This window comes from Butyricimonas paravirosa, assembly GCF_032878955.1.
Classification (GTDB): domain Bacteria; phylum Bacteroidota; class Bacteroidia; order Bacteroidales; family Marinifilaceae; genus Butyricimonas; species Butyricimonas paravirosa.
Genome location: NZ_CP043839.1, coordinates 984035 through 1003239, shown reverse-complemented (window position 1 = coordinate 1003239; position 19205 = coordinate 984035). Strand labels below are relative to the sequence as shown.

Genomic DNA, 19205 nt, shown 5'->3' with positions numbered 1-19205 from the left:
ATAGCCTAAATTAGCTATTTTTCCTGAAAGAAGAAGGGAAACACGAATAAAAATGATGATTTTATTTTACCAGAAACGTTGTTCTCCGTTTTGTATCGTGAATACGCGCTCTTCCTTGCCAGCCGTGTGATTGCGCAGCCAATAAACAGCGTTCGATGGAACATTTTCAAAATCAACGGAGTAGTCCGTGGCGATTTTACAACCGAGAGATTGCCAACCACCGAGGTCGAAGTATAATAGCTCGTACTCGTTTCCGGGGTACACGCCGTTCGCATCGTTGCGGGGCAGGTAGATAATTTCCGACACGCTGACGGGGTGATCGAAGTCCACGACGAGCCGATGGGATATTCTTCCATGGGAAAGCGGGTCATTGTCGAAAATGTTGGCGAGGCGGGCTCCTCTACCTTCGGGGTCAATGCTTTTTCCTGTTAGGTTTAGGCCTCGGTTGTCCTTGAATCTCCACTCGGCGAGTTCCACGATCTTGGTATGGTTAAATCGCCAGTAACGGTATTTTTGCGTGGTATCGACCGGAACGATTACGGGTTGCATATTAGGGTTGTGGGTGACACGGTGGATGGTTACGGGGTTTTGGAATGTTGGATCGTTCGATGCTTGAAACCTTGCCCCGACAAGGGCGTTGCCATGGTACACTTTGTTGTGATGTAAAGGATATTTACGAGTGAGGGTGAGTGTCTGTCGTCGTGTCGTGTCGGGACGTAATGTGACGGTTGTCCCGTTTGCCCGCAGGATGAAGGGATAGGCAAAGTTTCGCTGGTATTCCTTCTCGAAATAGACGGGAAAATACACGATGTTGGAACCCATGGCATGAAAGTGGGCTTTGCCTTGTTGCACGTCGCTCCAGTCGACGACCCGGAGTTCTCGCCCGTTGAATATGGCGAGATAAGCGTGTCGTGCCTGCACGGGGACAGTTGCGGTGACCGTAATATCCGAGGTGTGCAGGTATTTGTTGGTGACATCCCGGTTGAAGGGGTTTGTGAAGAACGGGGGAATGTATTCATCCTTTTCGGGAACGGGAATGGGGTTGATCGAGTACGTACGGCGATACACTTTCGGAGCGTTTTTCATCTCTATCTGCCCGGCGAGTATGTCCTTGTTTTTGGTATCCATGACGACCGTCCATTCGTGGAATCCGTTCATGTCGGCCCAATAGGGGACGTGGTCTATGGCTGCGGGAATACCTACCATGCGATATGCCAGTAGTTGTAGTTGGCTAGAAAAGACACATTCTTTAGCCGAGAAGGGGATTCCTGCCAGGTTGTCCTTTCCGGAATCAAGTCCTAGGGCGTGACCGTAAACGATCTGCGCCATGTTGTAGGGGGAGTGTTTTTGGTTATCAAAGTAGCGTCCTGCCTCTTGCAGGCGTTCCCTTAGCCGAGAATCTATGGAATCCCGCCAATAATCGAGGGGTTCATTACCAATCCGGTAAGGTAGTAAATATTCAAGGAAATTTTCAAGAGTGAGGTCTTCGAGCCAAGGACTGTTGGTCCATAGCCGGAAGGCTTGGTCAATTTGGTGAATGAGGTAGTCGGCTTTCACTTGTTCGAGGTCCGGTTCCGCCCTGAGTTGCTGGCGGGAACGGGGATAACGGAGGGGTTGCATGAGGATGACTTTCTTCATCAAGTAAGGGGTCTCCGTACTGTCGATGACTCGTTGGAGTTGCCGAAGGTAGGGGCCGTCGAGGGAATAGTGGCCTGGCATGTTCTCGATAAGGAAAATGGCCGCTTTTAGTTTGAGGCTGTCGCCGGCATAGTGGTCCAGCACTTTTTGGAGTTCCAGCTTGTTGTCCCCGGCAAGTTGCAGGGCTTGTTCAAGCCGGGAGTTAGCTTCCCGGCAGGAATGCAGGAGAGTGAATAAAAACAGATAAAAAATAAGGCGCACGGTCTATTTTTGTTTGCTGGTTAATACTATAATGCAAATGTATTTAATTTATTCAAGAATGATTATTGAAATTATTTTTTATCTTTGTCTAGAACCAAATAAAGAAAAGGTCATGAAAAGGGTATTTGTTTTTGTCGTTTCCTTGTTGGTACTGGGAAGTTTAGCAAGAGTTAACGCTCAGGAAAAGGAGACGCTGGTAAAGGTTGGGGATGATGTTCCCGAATTTGTTGTGGAGATGTTTGACGGGCAAAAGATCAATATTAAAGATTTAAAGGGGAAGATTGTATTAATTAATTTCTGGGCTACGTGGTGTCCTCCTTGTCAAGAGGAGTTGAAACGGGTGCAGAAGGAGATTCTTGATCGCTTTAAAGGGAAAGATTTCGTGTTCTTGGCTATTTCTCGTGAGGAGAGTAAGGAGCAGGTAAAGAAGTTTCGAGAAAGAAATGGATACACGTTCCCTATGGGACTTGATCCGGAACGTAAGATTTATTCGAAGTTTGCCACGGCAACCATTCCTCGAAATTTTATCATTGATAAGAAGGGAAAGATCGTGGAGATTGAGGTCGGTTATACTAAGGAGGCTTTTGCGAAGATGATCGAAAAACTGGAGAGATTGCTGAAGTAGGAATTTTGATTGATGATTTTTAATGGCTCTCGTACTAACTTATAATAATAATTTGTTAGTACGAGAGTTTTTCTTGTTACGTAGAAGTGTAAGTGGGTGGGGCTTGATTAAATGCTTTAAGGAAAGATTGGAATTCTTTTGAGAGGAAGTGGTATATTATTCGTTAAATGTAATATCTTTGTCTTTGAATATAAATAAAGGATCGTTTATTGCGCCCTCTAAATAGAGCTATTTTAACAATTTTATTCATATCTTCCAAAACAACTAGATATAAATCAAACTCATACATCAAAAGCCATCCTTGCAAATAATAATGCAATAAACGATCGTTTTTTGTTATCAAGGATGCAAAAAATAGAGAAGATAAATATACGAAAACAGGGGGTGTTTGATAGCTATTTTCGGCGTTATTATCAAACACTTTGTTACTTTGCATTTAATTATCTGAAAGAGCAAGATGAGGCGGAAGATGTGGTACAAGAGGTGTTTATGAAGCTTTTGGACTGGGATGAAAGTTTTGATAACGAGGAACATTTGAAACATTATCTTTATAAGGCTGTCCGTAATAGTTGTTTGAACCAAATAAAAATGACAGGAATTCGTGCTGATATATTGGAATCTATTCAGAAGAATACCCCGGAGGATGAGAATAATTTTTTCGTAAATGTGGTGCGAGCAGAGGTCTATCAAGAGATCATGGGAGCAATTCAAGACTTACCTACAGAATGTGGAAGGATTTTTAAATTAGCTTATGTGGAAGGTTTCAGTAATGATGAAATTGCCACCCAACTTTCAATTAGTGTAAATACCGTGAAGGCTCAAAAGAATAAGGCGAAAATTCAATTGCGGGAAAAGTTAAAAGGGGTGTATCCAGTGTTGTTATTTTTTGTATAAAAGAGATCGTCTTTTGCGTAATCCTTTTTTGTGAGTTATTTGTGATAGATAAAATTTCTAAAAAATAAAGTTTAGGAAAAAGAATTATTTCTTTTAGTATACATGTATATATAAAAAGGGAAATTCCGAATCGTGGAACCCACCCAAAAGTTTAGTTTATATGAGTACTTGACGAGGAAGGATTCCGTGTTTGACAAGTATGCAAACGTGAAACGGTTTGTGAAATTGGATGGGTGATCTTGGCTTACGTTAATTGAAAATAACGCTTATGGTCTGGTATATCGAAGTGTTGTTGTGCGTACCGGAGGGGGGAGAGGGAAAATCATGGGTAGAGTGGCGCACGAACTTGGAGCGGGTGGGAAAGTACAAGTTGTTTGTGCATATTCCCAGGTTTTCTGCTATGAATATAATGTGTAAAAGTAATTTGTTATCACAATGGGGACACAAGCATATACGAGTGTGTTACCGGAAGCTAGACATGAAATTTCAATCGACACTTCTGATTGCGGGTGGATTTCTTTGGGTGAGTATGAGAGTACCTCCGGAGAGTGTGTTGTCATGTTACATGATACGGGAGATTCGAATCATATTATTATTGGGGATGCGGTAAAATGGGTGTACGTGGGAGAGTGATGATGGATAAAAATGTATAATTTAAAATTATTGGTGTTGATTCTATGTGTAGAGAGACGATTTGTCAATTAAAATTAGCTTTTAGTATGAGTACTGATACGTAATAATCGCTAATTAATGATGTTGAAAAATAGATCAACTCAAAATAAATGTAGTGAGATTTTATGAAAAAAGTTGAGTTTTGCGTAATCCTTTTTTTAAAGTTATTTGTAATAGGGGAAATTTTACAAGAGAGATGAAGAATCCGTTTGAATGTACAAAAGAGTTATTGCGGTATACCCGAGGGGAACTTTCTAAGGAAGAGGAGAAAGAGATAGAACAGGTGTTGTCGGAAGTGAAGGAAATGAATACGTTGGTGGAGGAGCTAAAAGATAAGAACCGAATCGAGCATGAAATGCATGTTATTGCGAAGTTTGATACGGAAAGGGCTTTAAGTAAACTGAAAAATAGAAAACAGGTAAAAAGAAGAGGAATATTATCTTGGATTGCGGCAGCGTCTGTTGTGGTAATTGCAGGAGTTTCTGCTTGGATATTGTTAAGCCAAGAACCGGATGTAGACAATTTGTCCGTAACAGAAAAATTTGAACCGGGTAAGGCTATTGTGACATTAGAGATGGCATCCGGATTAAAATATCGTTTGGATACATTATCTTCTGTTGTTCGTAATAATCGGGTAAATGTTGCTTTTGATAATAATGATGGAGTACTGAAAATAAAAGAGCAAGATTCTTTAGCAGATGGTACTACAAAAGAAATTGGGTATAACACGATCAATGTACCATATGGAGGAACGTATACGGTGGAATTGTGTGATGGAACGAAGGTATACTTGAATTCGGGAACTACATTGGAATTTCCTTCTCGGTTTGACGGAAAAGTTCGCAGTGTAATTTTGAAAGGAGAGGCATACTTTGATGTAGCTCGGAATGTAAGTAAACCGTTTGTCGTGGAGGTGGATGAGATGAAAGTGAAGGTGTTGGGTACATCTTTTAACGTGAAATCGTATGTTGATGAACCAGGGGTTTACACGACATTAGTAGAGGGTAGTGTCGCTATTCTTCGGGATGGGCAACCGGAGAAGAAGATCAAACCGGGAGAACAAGCTTATTATAATAAGGGTGTCGGAACCTTGAGTATTGCTGAAGTTGATGTCAATGAATTCACGTCTTGGAAGGATGGGTTGTTTTATTTCAAAGACATTGCTTTAGAAGAAATTTTGAGAATCGTCTCAAGATGGTACGATCTGGAAGTATTTTACATGAATCAGGGAGCGAAGAGTGTGATATACAGTGGTAAATTGCCAATGTATTCTTCTGTGGAGGATGTGTTGCGGAAGTTCGAGATATCCGGAGATGTACGTTTTGAACTGAAAGGTAGAACTTTAACTGTTTTTGATAAATAAAAACGGGATTGGGCAATCCCGTTTTGTATACCGCTCGTTGGGCGACGAGCAGAATAAATGTTTAATTTAATTGAATTACAAATCTATGAAAAAAAATTGGGATTTGTTGCTGAATTTTTGGCAATATCGGAAATCTAAATTCTTTTTGCGCATGAAAATCTCGATGATTTTATTATTGGTGGGGGTGATGCACCTTTCCGCTAATACGTTTTCACAAACGAAAGTGTCGTTGAATATGAAAGATGCAACAGTGCAGGAGGTATTTTCCAATTTGGAAAAGATGACGAACTATACCTTCCTTTATAAGTTGGATCTTGTTAATAAATGTGGTAAAGTAAATGTTGATGCCACAGATCAGGATTTCAGTCAATTATTGCTGGAGTTATTAAATCCACTAGGCTTGTCTTTTACAATAGATGATCAAGTGGTTGTTATTACTGCAAGTAAGGCCAAAGATGATGTTAAAAAAGAGCTTACTATCAAGGGGCGTGTTTTCATGAAAGATAGTACGGGAGTTCCGGGAGCCACAGTTATTTTAAAAGGAACTTCGACAGGTGTAATTACAAATATGGCAGGGGAATTTACAATCACAATTCCTTATACAGAATCTCCTGTATTGATCTTTTCCTTTTTGGGAATGAAAACTCGTGAAGTTAGATATGTTGGACAAAAGGAGATGATGGTGTTGATGGAAGAAGATGTAAAAGCGATGGATGAGGTAATTGTAACAGGTTATCAACGTATTCGAAAGTCTGATATGGTAGGATCCACGAACTCCGTTAAACGTGAGGATTTGTTTTTTAATGGAACGAATTCAATTGAGCAGATGTTACAGGGAAAACTTCCGGGAATGGTAGTTATGAATACGAGTGGTTTGGTTGGTAAACGTCAGAAAGTTCGTGTTCGAGGAACTTCAACCTTATTAGGTAATCAGGAACCTGTTTGGGTTGTTGATGGAATTATTCAAGAGGATCCATTACCCTTTAAAACACGTGAATTAGATGCTTTGGGTAATATTTCTCAGGACAATTTTGATATGGTAAAAGATTTCGTTGGAAATGCTATTTCTTGGTTGAATCCCAATGATATAGAAGATATTACTGTGTTGAAAGATGCTTCGGCTACCGTTATGTATGGTGTGAAAGCGGCTAATGGGGTAATTTTGATAAAAACAAAACAGGGACAAGCGGGTAGAATGTCCGTTAATTATAGTGGAGATATATCCATTACCCCTCGGTTGACTTATGAAAAAATGAATTTAATGAATTCTAAAGAGCGTGTGGATGTTTCTCGAGAGATTTATGAAAGAGGATTAACATCTGATAACCGTCCGTTGGAATCAATCGGTTATGAAGGAGCTTTAGGGCGCTATTTGGCCAAAGAAATTTCTTATGATGAATTTAATGATGAAGTAAAAAAGTTAGAATCAACAAATACAGATTGGTTTAAATTATTATTTCGAAATAGTGTAAGTATGAATCATAGTTTAAGTATCTCTGGAGGAACAGATAAGATTAGTTATTATGGTTCAGTAAATGCTACAATCAATAGAGGAACATCAATAGGAAATGAAAGTACGTCATATAGTGCTGCTATTGGAATAAATGCAAAGTTTGGAGAGAAGGTTAATTTGGGGTTGAGAATAAACGGTTCGACTTCGGAAACAGATGGTTATTATCAAGTCGATCCTTATAATTATGCTTCAACAACAAGTAGAGTAATTCCTTGTTTCGAAAATGGTGAAAAGTTTTTTTATAAAGATAAGAGCGGTTATCTATATAATATATTGCATGAAATATCTATGACGGGAAATACAAATACCAATCGTAGTATGGGTGTTTCAGCTAGTTTCCGTTGGGATATTTTAACCGGTTTGCAATTTGAAAGTACTTTTGGATTGAATACCTCTAATATTGTAGGAGAATCCTATGCTGATGAACAAAGTCATTATATTACGGAAATCAGAAAGTATGAATTTGGTACGCAACGTCCTGCAGATAATTTGTATCAACGTTCTCCGTTACCTCATGGGGGTGAGTTGAATACTACGGAGGATCGTAATTTCAATTATACATGGAGGAATACATTATCTTATAACTATGTTCTTGCAGAAAAACATCGTTTTAGTTTGATGGTAGGTCAGGAATGTCGAAGTAATAAATATGATGGGGTTGCTTCTACTATTTATGGTTATTTCCCAGGACGAGGAAAATCAGTTTCTTTGCCTCCCACGATAATAAAAAATCAGAATGGAGAAGATCAACGTAATGATTTACTAGATAAATATACAACTGTAGTAACGGATCGTAAATCTAATTATATCGGTTATTTTGCTAGTTTCACTTATGGATTTGATGAAAGATATATATTAACAGCTAGCTTCCGTTCAGATGCTTCTAATAGATTTGGCCAAGATACAAGAAATCGTTTTTTACCTGTATGGTCTATTGGAGGACGTTGGAATGTACATTATGAACCTTGGATGCAAAATCAGCAAGTGATTAGCGATTTAAATTTTAGAGTTAGTTACGGTTGGCAAGGAAATGTGGCAGAAAATTATGGACCGGATTTAATTGCTCGGATCGGAAGTGGAACAGAGACGATAGATCAAAACCGAACAGGTGAATACATGATGTTTATTAAATCGTTGCCTTATGGTAATTTGCGCTGGGAAAAAACGAAAACAATTAATTTAGGTACAGACTTTGGATTATTCCAAAATAAAATTACATGGACAATAGAATACTATAATAAGAAAACCGAAGATATGATCGTAGAAAAAGAGGTCCCTTATGCTTATGGTGTTACCTCGATGCCAATTAATGGTGGAAGTATGACGAATCAAGGTATTGAGGTTTCTGTTGGATTTACTCCTGTTCGTACAAATAATTTTACATGGAGTATGTCTATAAACTCTTCTAAAAATTTTAATGAGGTAAAGTCAACTGTAAATGAAAATGAAAATTGGAGAGCGGCTGCTAGTGGAAGTCTAAACAAAGCCGGATATGCAGTATCTTCTTTCTGGGCATTTGATTTTAGTGGCTTAAATCCAAAGACAGGGTCGGCAGAGTTTAATATTCCTTCTGTGGAAGAAAATCCGGCAGGACAAACGGATGCTACTACTTTTATGAAATATATGGGAACGTTGGAACCTGACTTTACCGGAGGTGTTTCTATGTCATTCCGTTATAAGAGTTTATCACTATCTTCATCTTTTAATTTGCAAATAGGTGGAAAGAAGTTTTTGTATGAAGTGTTTGATGAATCAATCGTGACTTCAACTCCAAGTGCTTACGTTAATTTGCCTAAGGAATTGACCAAGAGATGGAGAAAGCCCGGTGATGAGGCGTTTACAGATATTCCAGCATTATCTTCAACGGAGGCTTCGTATTACAAATTGCCGAATGGTGCTTCTGAATATGCTCCTCGTTTATATAACTACTCGGATGTACGGGTTGTGAATGCTTCTTTTTTACGTTGTAATGCTTTATCTTTAAATTATACGCTTCCAGAGAAATGGGTGAAAAAGATGTATTTGAAAAATTTATCGTTTAGTGCTTCTGTAAGTAATCCGTTTATAATTGTTAGTAAAGAATTTAAAGGGATGGACCCGGAAGTTGCAACTGGTTCACAACCAATATCTCGTACGTATTCATTTGGTATTAATGTTAGTTTATAATGATAGACGATATGAAAAGTTTTTTTTATTGTTTGATTTTTATGGCTCTTAGCATCGGAATAATGGGATGTGGTGATTTTTTGGAAGAGTCTAGTCAAGATGAAGTACGCCCAAGTACAGTTTCAGATTTAGAACAATTATTATTAGGAGAGGGATATCTGAGAACCGATTGTATATATCCTTATTTAGAGCTTTTGACAGATAATGTACAAAATGCTTATAGTGACAATGAAAGCCATGTTACCGTATTGCAGCAAGGATTGCCTGTATTTACATGGGATGTTGATATGTTTGATAAGATGGAAGAGTTGTATACGACTGGAATAGATACTTGGGAAAAATTGTATTCCAAAATAAAAGGATGCAATGTTGTACTTGATATGCTGGATGATGTTACTGGAGATGAGAATGAAAAATTGAATCAGAGAGGTCAGGCATTGGCTTTAAGGGGATATTATTATTTTTTGTTGATAAATACGTTTGCACAGCCATATAATAAAAAAGGGATTGATCTAAATACAGCATTGGGAGTTCCTTTGATTGTGAGTTCTGCAGTAAAAGATGAATTCCCAGCAAGAGAGAGTATTGCAAAAGTATATCAACAAATTGAACGTGACTTGTTAGAAGCTGTGGATTTGATGGATAAATATGGGCAGAATAATATACAATACAAAGTTACCCCTTTATTCGTTTATAATTTGCTGTCACGTATGTATCTTTATATGGAAAATTGGGGAAAGGCTGCAGAATATGCTTCTGTTGTGATTACAAGAAATCCTCAATTGCGTCGCTTGTCTGATTTTGTAACAATAGAGGTTGATGAGTGGTTTGGTGATGAAACACTTACTTATGATGTAAATGGTGGTGTGTTAAATTATAACAGTCCTGAACTTATATGGGGATATGGAGATAAAAGGATTAGTGAAATTCTTTTCCAATTACCTGATATTTTTACATATCCTGGTTCTTCACCAATATTTTCAGTGTCTGATAAATTTTTGGCACAACATGATGTAAATGATTTAAGACCAGCTTGCTATTACCAACGGTATTTTAAGTCAATTTTCCCAATGGTATTTGGTTCGATATATGGGGCTAAGTCAAATTTAAATGATTTGTCGAATCCTCATAGAGGAATGAGGGTTGCTGAGGCCTACCTGAACAGGGCAGAGGCAAATATTCGATTATTTTTGGAAAATGGAAATGAAAATTTGCGTATAAGTGCATTGACTGATTTGAATTACTTACGAGAACATCGTTTCCGTCAGCCTTATGAAGATGTTAATATAACAGATGGTCAAACATTATTGGAATTTTGTTTGGATGAACGTCGTAAGGAGTTGGCTTTTGATGATCATCGTTGGTTTGATTTGCGGCGTTGTGGAATGCCAGAAATGATTCATGAGGTAACTATTAATAAAGGACAAGTACAAGAGTATCGCTTGGCAAAAGGGAGTGATCGTTACGTATTGCCAATTCCCAAGAAGGTATTGGATAAAAATCCGGCTTTAGTACAAAATCCATGATCGTATTTATTGGTAACGAATTAAATGAATGAAGAGTATGAAAAAGATATTATGCTTATTTTTAGGGTGTGTCTTATTTATCAGTTGTTATGATGAAGGTAAGATCAAACCATCAGAGGAGCCTGAGTTAATTTATGGAAAATATACTTTACCTCAAGGTGATCATGACTATGATGATGATATTGTAGCATTTTATAAAAAATATGGTTCTTTATTATTGTATAAATTCACTACAAAAGATTTTGGATGGTCTCCTACGGGTAATGTTGCTTGGGATATAACTACGGATACGATAATTATTCCTGGTGCAGGATCTAAATATGATGCTCAGCCGGCAGATGAATTGTATGTAAGTAATCAATTGGAATTATTGCAAGATAAATTATTTAATTATTTGTCTGATACATTGATGTCGTGCTTGCCTCAAAAAATATTACTATGCAGTACTTTAGATTTGGTTCCAATTGGATTAGGGTATAATCCTAAACCAGATGAACGTCAACCTTTAAATGTATATGCTGGTTTTTATCATATTGCTGTTAATTGGGGAAGTGATAAGATTTTGACAATGACGGCTGATGAACGAAATCAGTTTAAAAAAGATGTGTGTATTGCTTATTTCGGGTCTATTGTAAAGTCTTTGGGATCTCCTCAAGAGTTTTTCATGGTTTCAAATTATTCAGATAATATATCTGCAGATGATATTTATGCTAATGGGATATTAAATCATGACCATAGAACAAGTTTAGAGAATGACTGGTTTGACTATCTGAAGTTAGCTATCGAAAATTCCATTAATGATTTGGAAGCAGAGGGTGGAGTATTAAGCGAATCTGTGGATGTCAATGGGAAAATTCGAGAAAAGTATACGATTATGATAGACTTTTTTGAATCGAAATATGATTTTGATATTCAAGCAATAGGAAACGACGTGGAATAATATGAAATAAAAAGAGTGTGGTATATTTATCACACTCACTTAAAATCTGAATTAAATGAGAATTACATATACTGGTGTTGGGTTGTTCTGGATATGGTTATTCGTGAATGCGTTTACACTATCTGCGCAGGAAAAATTAGAGTTATCCGGTAAAATTCGGGTATTGGAGCCTGTGGAGATGAGGTTGGAAAATATAAAAGGAGAGGTTTTGCAAAAAACGGTAGTAAAAAATAATAGTCCATTTTCTCTACAAGCTTGTAAAATTGAACCGGACGTCTATTTGATTTGTTTTGGCGAGACAAAACAACCAATTTATTTAACCAATACCCAGGTAACAATAAAAGGCTTTTACAATTGTCGGGATGTGAAGAGTAGTTCCTTAAACTTTACAGGGATTGATATATATTATGAATTGTTGAAGTGGTTGCCTAAAGAGGAATTTTCACAAGACAAGACGATTGATCCTGAAATAAAGGGAAAGCTGAAAGGGAATATGTATAGTGCGTTAGCTTATATTTCGGATATGTCGACGTACGAATCGAACAAGTTATTATTGGATTGTATGTCAGAAGAAGCATTGAAAACGACTTCCGGCAAGTGGTTAAAGCATCGGACGGATAGCTTATATCATTATTCGATAGGAGCTCCGGCATATGATTTTACATTTCAAGATGCTCAGGGGAAAAAGGTGAGTTTAAGCGACTTTCGGGGGAAATTGGTGCTGGTAGATTTTTGGGCATCATGGTGTGGACCATGTCGACATGAGATGAAAAATCTGTTACCATTATATAACGAATTGAAAGGGGATGATTTGGAATTTATCAGCATATCTTTGGATTCGAAAGAAGAGAACTGGAGAAAGATGTTGGAGGAAGAGAAATTACCTTGGGTAATGTTATGGGATGAGGAAGGATTCGTGATTGGTAATGAGCCTAATAAAATTCAACGGGCATACGGTTTTTATAGTATTCCTTTCATTGTTCTGATTGATAAAGAAGGACGTTTGTTAGCCAAGGATCTGCGAGGAGAACGGGTGAAAGAAGAGATTTTGAAGGCCAGAGCTAATAAGTGATTTAAGATAAATAATTTATAATTAGGGGTTAACGATCAGTATGGATAGATCGTTCGGTAATGTATTGTAAAAAATAAAACTGTAAAGTATGAAAAAGTATTTCCTGTTATTGATGGCGAGTGCATGCATTAGTGTTGCAGATGCACAGTTAATAAAACAGAATGAAGAACAAAAGAAACAAGCCGATTTGGATTGGTATAATTGTTCTTTTGATAAAGATGGTGTGTATGGAGCCGAGGTGAATAAAGCGTATGATTTTCTGAAAGAGAAAAAAATAAAAAAAAGACCGGTAGTTGCTCTAATTGGCTCAGGAATGGATATTGAGCATGAAGATTTGAAACAGGCAATTTGGGTGAATCCGAAAGAAAAGGCAGACGGAAAGGATAATGATAAAAACGGTTTGATAGATGATATTAATGGTTGGAATTTTTTAGGGGGAAAAGATGGACAAGTGATGGAGAGTACAATGCGGGAAGGTGATCGAGAGTATTTACGTCTAAAGGATAAATATGCTGATTATATATTTGATGGGAAAAATTATAATAAGATTATTGATGGGAAATTGACAAAGGTTGCAGATCCGGAAAATATAGAAGAATATAATTATTTTTTTGAAAAGGTATTACCGGAGTCTCCGATGGCAGGAAGTTATTGTGGATGGCAGCTTGGTTATGTGATAAAATATTATGCAGAGAAGTTTGATCAAATGATGAAAGAACGTTTCCCCGGAAAAGAATTGACGGAAACGGAATTTGGTATTTGTTATGACCCTAAAGCTCCTCGAGACTCGTTGTCTGAAGTAGCATTTATGATGTGTGCTATGGGATTTGGCGTTTATAAAACTGATAAATGGGAAACCGTTTATGCTGGTATAAGAGATGGAGCTCAAATAGAATTATCTAAAATGGAGTATGAGAAAAAAGTGGAAAGATTTGGAGCCGATGGTCGAAAAGAAATAATTGGTGATAATTATTTGGACATAAATGATAACAAGTATGGAAATAATGTGTTATTAACAGTTGATGCTGCTATTGGTACGATGGAAGCCGGTATTATTGCGGCAAAGAGGGAGAATGGATTAGGTGGAAATGGTATTATGGATCAAGCAGAGATTATGACCTTAAGAGTGTCAGCTAATGGAGAACCTTATCTAAAAGATATTGCTTTGGCTATTCGTTATGCGGTAGATCATCAAGCCGATATTATTATGTTGCCTGTGCAAAATACACTTTATCCGGAAGATCAGAAAAAATGGATTAGTGAGGCATTAGAGTATGCAGAGAGCAAAGGCGTGTTTATTGTGACTCCAGCTTGGGAAGGAGCACAGGATTTAGCAGTGGAAACTTATTATCCGAATCGTTGGATGACGGGTAAAAAAGAATTGACGAATTTAATGGTAGTTTGCTCTTCCGACAAGAATGGTAATCCTTCTATGAATTCTAATTATGGAGCTAAAGAGGTAGATTTGTATGCCCCGGGGATGGAAATTTATTCTACTTACACGGGGGATACCTACCAGAGCGGAACTGGTCTAGGATTGGCGGCTGCAACGACAGTAGGGGTTGCTGCTTTAATTAAGGCTTATTATCCTCATTTGACAGGAACGCAAATCCGGAATATTTTACTGGAGACTGTTACTTCCAGAAAGGATGCAGAGGTTGAAAAGGGTATTATTGTAGATGGAAAACCGACTCAAGATTTATTCTTATTTGGAGATTTATGTCTTTCTGGTGGTATTATTAATGCTTATCAAGCTGTAGTTGCTGCAGATAAGATTGCTAAATAAGGAAAGGAATATGAGGATGAGGTTGATTTTTGGAATATTATTGTTTTTGATTGTTGTGCCACTTTCGGCACAACAAGTCAAAAGCGTGATCCCTTATCGTATGGTAGGGGGGAAAATGATCGTGGATATGACTATAAATGGACAAGTTCGTTCATTTATATTTGATACGGGAGGTCAGATGGCTTTAACCGGAGAACTTTGTGAAGAACTGAATATTCCGGTAGTGGATTCGGTGAAAGTAACGGATGTGAATGGTAAGGAAGTTGGGTTACCTAGAGTGGTTGTTTCCAGCTTGATGACTCCGGATGAACGAATTAACTTTTCAGGAGCCCCGGCGATGAGATTATCAACACCTTCTCCTTTTGAATGTTTTCATGCAGATGGGTTGATCGGAAGTGATTTGTTTAAGGATTTGATCGTAGAGATAGACGGTAAAGCGAAGACAATAACTGTAACTTCGGCTGAAAAGAGTTCAACGGTTTCTTTGCGTAAGATGCTGCCGTTTTCGGGAAAAGGTTTTATGCCGATCATAACCTTGCAGGCAGGAGCTGGAAACAGTTTGGTTGCGTTATTTGATACAGGATGCCCTAGTTTCTTATCTTTAAAGAATACAGATTACGAAAATTTGCGTTCTAGCGGGGCTTTTCAGGTGATGAGTGAAGGTGTAGGTGGAGGATCGATCGGCGTAGGGGGGATGACGGAAGCTGAAACCTCGTATCGGATAGAATTCCCGCTTTTGTCAGTAGGTCCGACGAAATTCAAACAAGTAACGGCAGAAACGGCAACTCCACCTTATACTTTACTAGGAGTGAAATTATTGGAATACGGTAAAGTTACGATTGATTATCCTCGTAAACGCTGGTATTTTGAGGCTTACGAGCAGGAATTTGATATGACTAGTAAGCATTATAACGTAAATTTGCAAGTAAAGGATGGGAATTTAGTAGTGGCAACCGTGTGGTCTGCCATGAAGGGTGTCGTTGAAGTGGGGGATAAAGTAGTAAAGATTAATGGAAAGCCCACTGGTAAATATGATTTTTGTGAGAGTATTATTTCGGGTATCTCGGAATTGAAAGCAAAGAAGAAAACAAAATTGACAATTCTCACGAAAGATGGTGAGAAAGTGATCGTTTACCAAAAAGAATAAGATATGTTGAGAATACAATTCAAAACGTTTTTGTGCGGTATTTTCATATTCTCTTTCATACATGGATTTGCTCAGCAACAACCGACAAAACGGATTTGTGATACTATTCATTATGAGTTTATCCAGGGAAAGATTGTTATACCGGTAGTTGTGAATGGGGTGAAGGTGAAGTATATTGTGGATACCGGAGGACAGACAGGAACGGACTGGGAGCATGTAAAAGCTATGGGGGGTGTTGCCACGGGAGCATCCAGATCAATATCGGATCACAATGATATGAAGGAGCTTTATCAGATTGCAGAAGTAGAAAATGTGCAATTGAGTCCGAATTACACGTTGAGTAAGATGAAAACGATGGTTCTCCCTATTATTGGAAGTTTTAGGGGAATAGGTGCTGTTGGGATCTTAGGTGGGGATGCTTTTGCCCAGTCTGTGGTTACTTTTGATGCGAGAGAACAGATCATGGTTATAAATTATCCTTATCGTCCGGATCGTCTGAAGATAACGGAGGGGGTAGAGATGTTTCTTGGAGATACACATCATTCTATCATTAATGTAAATTTAGGTGGGGTTGAAAAACAAGTATTGTTTGATACGGGAGCAGAAGGGTTTCTTATGTTGACGGCGAATGATTTTAAAGATATAGAAGCTGTGGGTAAAGGAGAAAAGACGGCTCATGGGTTTGGGATTAATGGTGTAGGATTAGAGGGTCTGAGTCATCCGGTGGATATGAACAAGGTTAACGTGAAAGAGATGACTGTTTTAGGCAAAAAGTTCACCAATGCTGGGAGCGTTATTTCCGACAAATCGACGACTCTTGTTGGGGTTGATTTACTGCAATACGGAAAAGTTGTTATTGACTATATGAGGAATCGATTCTATTTTTTCCCCTTTGATTCGGAAATTGTAGATATGGGTGGAGCTCCTAAAACTTGGAATGTAAGTATCTTACCGGCTAACGAACGTTTTGAGATCACTACCGTATGGGATAGTATGAAAGATGTTGTGAATTTTGGAGATCAAGTCGTTGATATTAATGGAACGGATATAACAAAATTTCCGATGAGTCAACCGGCAGTTGACAGTGTTATGAATGCCATAAAAGAGAATGTAGGGTATATTATTGTATTGAAGGATGGGCAAAAAAAGAAGATAGAGATTAGAAGAGAGTAAGGACGTTTACAATTTATGATTTACGATTATGATTAGGAAAAAAATAATAATGGTTTTGGGTTTATGTTTACTGACCCTGGGAACATGGGCTCAAACAAAGAACACCTCCGTGGAGGTGAAGGATTACCGAGAGGTGGATGGAAAGATTGTTTTAGAAATGGTTGTAAATGGGGTAATCGCTGATTTTGTGTTAGATTTGGCCGGGCATAATGCAATATTACCGGAGTATGTGGAAAAATTGAAAATAGATCCCAATGTTCCCGGAGATTTTCGTTATGATACATTTCAGTATAAAAAAGTTCCGGTAGAAAAGTCTGTGAAGATAGGAAGTATCTCTTTTGGAAATAGTGTATTTGGGAATGAAGTGGCTGCATTTGTGTTGAAAGATGAACCTTATTTGCGGAAACTGGGAGTTGCTGGGGTGGTTGGTAGTTCTCTGTTTAATAATGTTGTGTTGACAATCGATTCCAAGCGGAAGAAAATAACGATGAGTAATCCTTATCGCCCCTCTTATATGAAATTGGATCATCGTTCTAATATGGATTTGATTCCGGCTTCAGGTATTGTTTGTCCTGTTGTGCTAGATGGAGTAACTTATTCTTTATTATTGGATACATGGAATAACGGGATGATTACTTTGAATGCAGCAGATTTTGCCAAGTTAAATGGTAAGGATGGGGGAAATGTAAAGGTTAGTGAAGGATATGCGTCTGCGGAAATAGCAGCAAAAAGTAAAGTTGTTGCAGCATGCCACTTCGTGAAAGGTGATTTTTCGGACATTACTGTTGCTGAAAATGGATCATTACCTCGTTCTGTTATCGGGAATGAAATTTTGAAACAAGGTTTACTTTCTATTGATTACGGGAAAAGGAAAGTGTATTTTCAGCCATTTGATTTAGCCGAGGTGAAGGATGAAGTAATAGGTGCTGACGAGGTAAAAGTGGAATCCGGTAAATTGAATCCGATTACTAGGGAATATTTTTTAGAACATGTGTATGATTATCGGAAAAGTTCGGAATTCGTGTTTAAAGGAGACAAACCGGTTGTGATTGATTTTTGGGCAACTTGGTGTGGTCCTTGTATGCGTTTGATTCCGGAATTGGAGAAAATGGCTGAAAAGTATAAAGATCAAGTGATATTTCTGAAAGTAAATGCTGATAAAGAGAAAGAGTTGTGCGTAATGTTTAATATTGTTGCTTTACCGACAGTGTTCTTTATACCCGTGAATGGGAAACCGATTGTGGAGATGGGGGCTACTCCGGAGAAATACGTGGAGATCATAGAGAAGCAGTTGCTAAAGAAATAATTAACAACAATAGATTATGAAAATAGCAGGAATTATATTTTTGTTGTTCGTGTCTTTGAGTGGAATGGCACAACAGGCCGAATCACCAAAAGAGTACGTGATAAAAGCGTGGAATGAGTTCCAACTTCCGGAAAAAGGAGCGATCAAAGCAATCTTAGCTCAGCGGGATCAGATTATACGTTACCTAAAAGCAAATAATGCAGCTGTAGAGGCCGAACAGGAGAATGGTGCGCAGGCAATTCGCCGGGCTGCAGATCTGTATGATGAAGGAAAAGATGCTCAATTAAAATCTTCCGAGATTAAAAAACTATTGAAAGGAGTGGATTTATCGACGAAAGAGTTTGTGAACTGTACTAGTTTGGAATATGTGATTGAGGACTATTTCGGACTGAAGGCTGTTGCCGAAGGTGCTCCCGTGGATCAAGCTTGGGGAAGTATGTGGTTTAATACTACCGTGGAAACGATTGGTAATAAATATGATTATCAGAGATACCGTCAGATTCTTGAATTGAATAATCCGGAGTTGTCGTTAGCTTATTTGTCATGCCTGAGATCAGTTTTCCGTTATAACGGATACACGAAAGGTTTGGATGAGATTCGTCCGTTATTTGATAAAAATATGCCGGAAGGAGCATTAAAGGATGAGATTAATGGATTGTACAAGAGTTACGAACACTTGAAACAAGGAAATGTAGCTCCGGCATTTACATTGAAAGATTTTAGGGGTAAAGAATATTCTTTATCAGATTACAAAGGTAAAGTTTTAGTGATTGATGTGTGGGCAACCTGGTGTGGAGGATGTATTGCTAAACTACCCAAGTACATGGAAATGGCTGGAAAATATAAGGATCGTGATGATATTGTCTTTATTACCATTTCAATAGATGATAAAGGGGCTTATAATAGCTGGAAATATGCATTGCCTCGTTTGAAACTGATGGGTATGACAAATTTGTTGGCTTCCAAAGGAGAGTGTACCTTTCAGAAAGATTATAATATTACAGGGATACCTCGTTATTTCTTGATTGATAAAGAAGGAAAAATTGTTTCCGTCTATGCCCCGACTCCCGGTAAGGATTTTGAGGCATTGATTGATATGACCTTGCAAAAATAATAACGAACA

General features: G+C 38.0%; 14 protein-coding genes. 13 read left to right on the top strand and 1 reads right to left on the bottom strand.

Annotated elements, in window-relative coordinates:
* Nucleotides 1-66: 66 nt before the first annotated feature.
* Nucleotides 67-1719, bottom strand: coding sequence for a hypothetical protein (locus F1644_RS04370; protein ID WP_147344462.1), 1653 nt, complete (start codon nucleotides 1717-1719; stop codon nucleotides 67-69).
* A 292-nt stretch (nucleotides 1720-2011) separates the two neighbouring features.
* Here F1644_RS04370 and F1644_RS04365 point away from each other — a divergent pair, with 292 nt between their 5' ends.
* The 13 genes from F1644_RS04365 (at nucleotide 2012) to F1644_RS04305 (ending at nucleotide 19196) form a co-directional block, all read left to right on the top strand.
* Nucleotides 2012-2524, top strand: coding sequence for a TlpA family protein disulfide reductase (locus F1644_RS04365; protein WP_118302800.1), 513 nt, complete (start codon nucleotides 2012-2014; stop codon nucleotides 2522-2524).
* 345 nt (nucleotides 2525-2869) lie between these two features.
* Nucleotides 2870-3418: an RNA polymerase sigma factor gene (locus F1644_RS04360; RefSeq protein WP_118301984.1), complete on the top strand. Its 549-nt coding sequence runs from the start codon at nucleotides 2870-2872 to the stop codon at nucleotides 3416-3418.
* Between the two features lie 268 nt (nucleotides 3419-3686).
* Nucleotides 3687-4028, top strand: coding sequence for a hypothetical protein (locus F1644_RS04355; protein WP_118301985.1), 342 nt, complete (start codon nucleotides 3687-3689; stop codon nucleotides 4026-4028).
* Nucleotides 4029-4286: 258 nt separating this feature from the next.
* Nucleotides 4287-5453, top strand: a complete 1167-nt coding sequence (locus F1644_RS04350; protein ID WP_118301986.1) for a FecR family protein — start codon at nucleotides 4287-4289, stop codon at nucleotides 5451-5453.
* Between the two features lie 85 nt (nucleotides 5454-5538).
* On the top strand, nucleotides 5539-9132 hold the full coding sequence (locus F1644_RS04345; protein WP_118301987.1) for a SusC/RagA family TonB-linked outer membrane protein: 3594 nt from the start codon (nucleotides 5539-5541) through the stop codon (nucleotides 9130-9132).
* 11 nt (nucleotides 9133-9143) lie between these two features.
* The gene (locus F1644_RS04340; RefSeq protein WP_158571863.1) at nucleotides 9144-10658 is read left to right on the top strand and encodes a RagB/SusD family nutrient uptake outer membrane protein; all 1515 of its coding nucleotides are present in this window, start codon (nucleotides 9144-9146) and stop codon (nucleotides 10656-10658) included.
* A 37-nt stretch (nucleotides 10659-10695) separates the two neighbouring features.
* On the top strand, nucleotides 10696-11598 hold the full coding sequence (locus F1644_RS04335; RefSeq protein ID WP_124318005.1) for a hypothetical protein: 903 nt from the start codon (nucleotides 10696-10698) through the stop codon (nucleotides 11596-11598).
* A gap of 55 nt (nucleotides 11599-11653) precedes the next feature.
* On the top strand, nucleotides 11654-12670 hold the full coding sequence (locus tag F1644_RS04330; RefSeq protein ID WP_118301990.1) for a TlpA family protein disulfide reductase: 1017 nt from the start codon (nucleotides 11654-11656) through the stop codon (nucleotides 12668-12670).
* 88 nt (nucleotides 12671-12758) lie between these two features.
* The gene (locus F1644_RS04325; RefSeq protein ID WP_118301991.1) at nucleotides 12759-14456 is read left to right on the top strand and encodes a S8 family serine peptidase; all 1698 of its coding nucleotides are present in this window, start codon (nucleotides 12759-12761) and stop codon (nucleotides 14454-14456) included.
* A gap of 10 nt (nucleotides 14457-14466) precedes the next feature.
* On the top strand, nucleotides 14467-15603 hold the full coding sequence (locus tag F1644_RS04320; RefSeq protein WP_118301992.1) for an aspartyl protease family protein: 1137 nt from the start codon (nucleotides 14467-14469) through the stop codon (nucleotides 15601-15603).
* A 3-nt stretch (nucleotides 15604-15606) separates the two neighbouring features.
* Complete coding sequence (locus F1644_RS04315) at nucleotides 15607-16776, top strand: hypothetical protein (RefSeq protein ID WP_118301993.1); 1170 nt, start codon at nucleotides 15607-15609, stop codon at nucleotides 16774-16776.
* Between the two features lie 49 nt (nucleotides 16777-16825).
* On the top strand, nucleotides 16826-18082 hold the full coding sequence (locus tag F1644_RS04310) for a thioredoxin domain-containing protein (protein ID WP_229782468.1): 1257 nt from the start codon (nucleotides 16826-16828) through the stop codon (nucleotides 18080-18082).
* A 16-nt stretch (nucleotides 18083-18098) separates the two neighbouring features.
* Nucleotides 18099-19196 carry a TlpA family protein disulfide reductase gene (locus F1644_RS04305; protein WP_118301995.1) on the top strand — a complete coding sequence of 366 codons (1098 nt, stop codon included), beginning with the start codon at nucleotides 18099-18101 and terminating at the stop codon, nucleotides 19194-19196.
* Nucleotides 19197-19205: the final 9 nt, after the last annotated feature.

What these genes read in the sequence shown, in the direction of transcription:
- F1644_RS04370 (WP_147344462.1), bottom strand. Translation starts at nt 1,719, where the DNA reads ATGCCAGGCCACTATTCCCTCGACGGCCCCTACCTTCGGCAACTCCAA.
- F1644_RS04365 (WP_118302800.1), top strand. Translation starts at nt 2,012, where the DNA reads ATGAAAAGGGTATTTGTTTTTGTCGTTTCCTTGTTGGTACTGGGAAGT.
- F1644_RS04360 (WP_118301984.1), top strand. Translation starts at nt 2,870, where the DNA reads ATGCAAAAAATAGAGAAGATAAATATACGAAAACAGGGGGTGTTTGAT.
- F1644_RS04355 (WP_118301985.1), top strand. Translation starts at nt 3,687, where the DNA reads ATGGTCTGGTATATCGAAGTGTTGTTGTGCGTACCGGAGGGGGGAGAG.
- F1644_RS04350 (WP_118301986.1), top strand. Translation starts at nt 4,287, where the DNA reads ATGAAGAATCCGTTTGAATGTACAAAAGAGTTATTGCGGTATACCCGA.
- F1644_RS04345 (WP_118301987.1), top strand. Translation starts at nt 5,539, where the DNA reads ATGAAAAAAAATTGGGATTTGTTGCTGAATTTTTGGCAATATCGGAAA.
- F1644_RS04340 (WP_158571863.1), top strand. Translation starts at nt 9,144, where the DNA reads ATGAAAAGTTTTTTTTATTGTTTGATTTTTATGGCTCTTAGCATCGGA.
- F1644_RS04335 (WP_124318005.1), top strand. Translation starts at nt 10,696, where the DNA reads ATGAAAAAGATATTATGCTTATTTTTAGGGTGTGTCTTATTTATCAGT.
- F1644_RS04330 (WP_118301990.1), top strand. Translation starts at nt 11,654, where the DNA reads ATGAGAATTACATATACTGGTGTTGGGTTGTTCTGGATATGGTTATTC.
- F1644_RS04325 (WP_118301991.1), top strand. Translation starts at nt 12,759, where the DNA reads ATGAAAAAGTATTTCCTGTTATTGATGGCGAGTGCATGCATTAGTGTT.
- F1644_RS04320 (WP_118301992.1), top strand. Translation starts at nt 14,467, where the DNA reads ATGAGGATGAGGTTGATTTTTGGAATATTATTGTTTTTGATTGTTGTG.
- F1644_RS04315 (WP_118301993.1), top strand. Translation starts at nt 15,607, where the DNA reads ATGTTGAGAATACAATTCAAAACGTTTTTGTGCGGTATTTTCATATTC.
- F1644_RS04310 (WP_229782468.1), top strand. Translation starts at nt 16,826, where the DNA reads ATGGTTTTGGGTTTATGTTTACTGACCCTGGGAACATGGGCTCAAACA.
- F1644_RS04305 (WP_118301995.1), top strand. Translation starts at nt 18,099, where the DNA reads ATGAAAATAGCAGGAATTATATTTTTGTTGTTCGTGTCTTTGAGTGGA.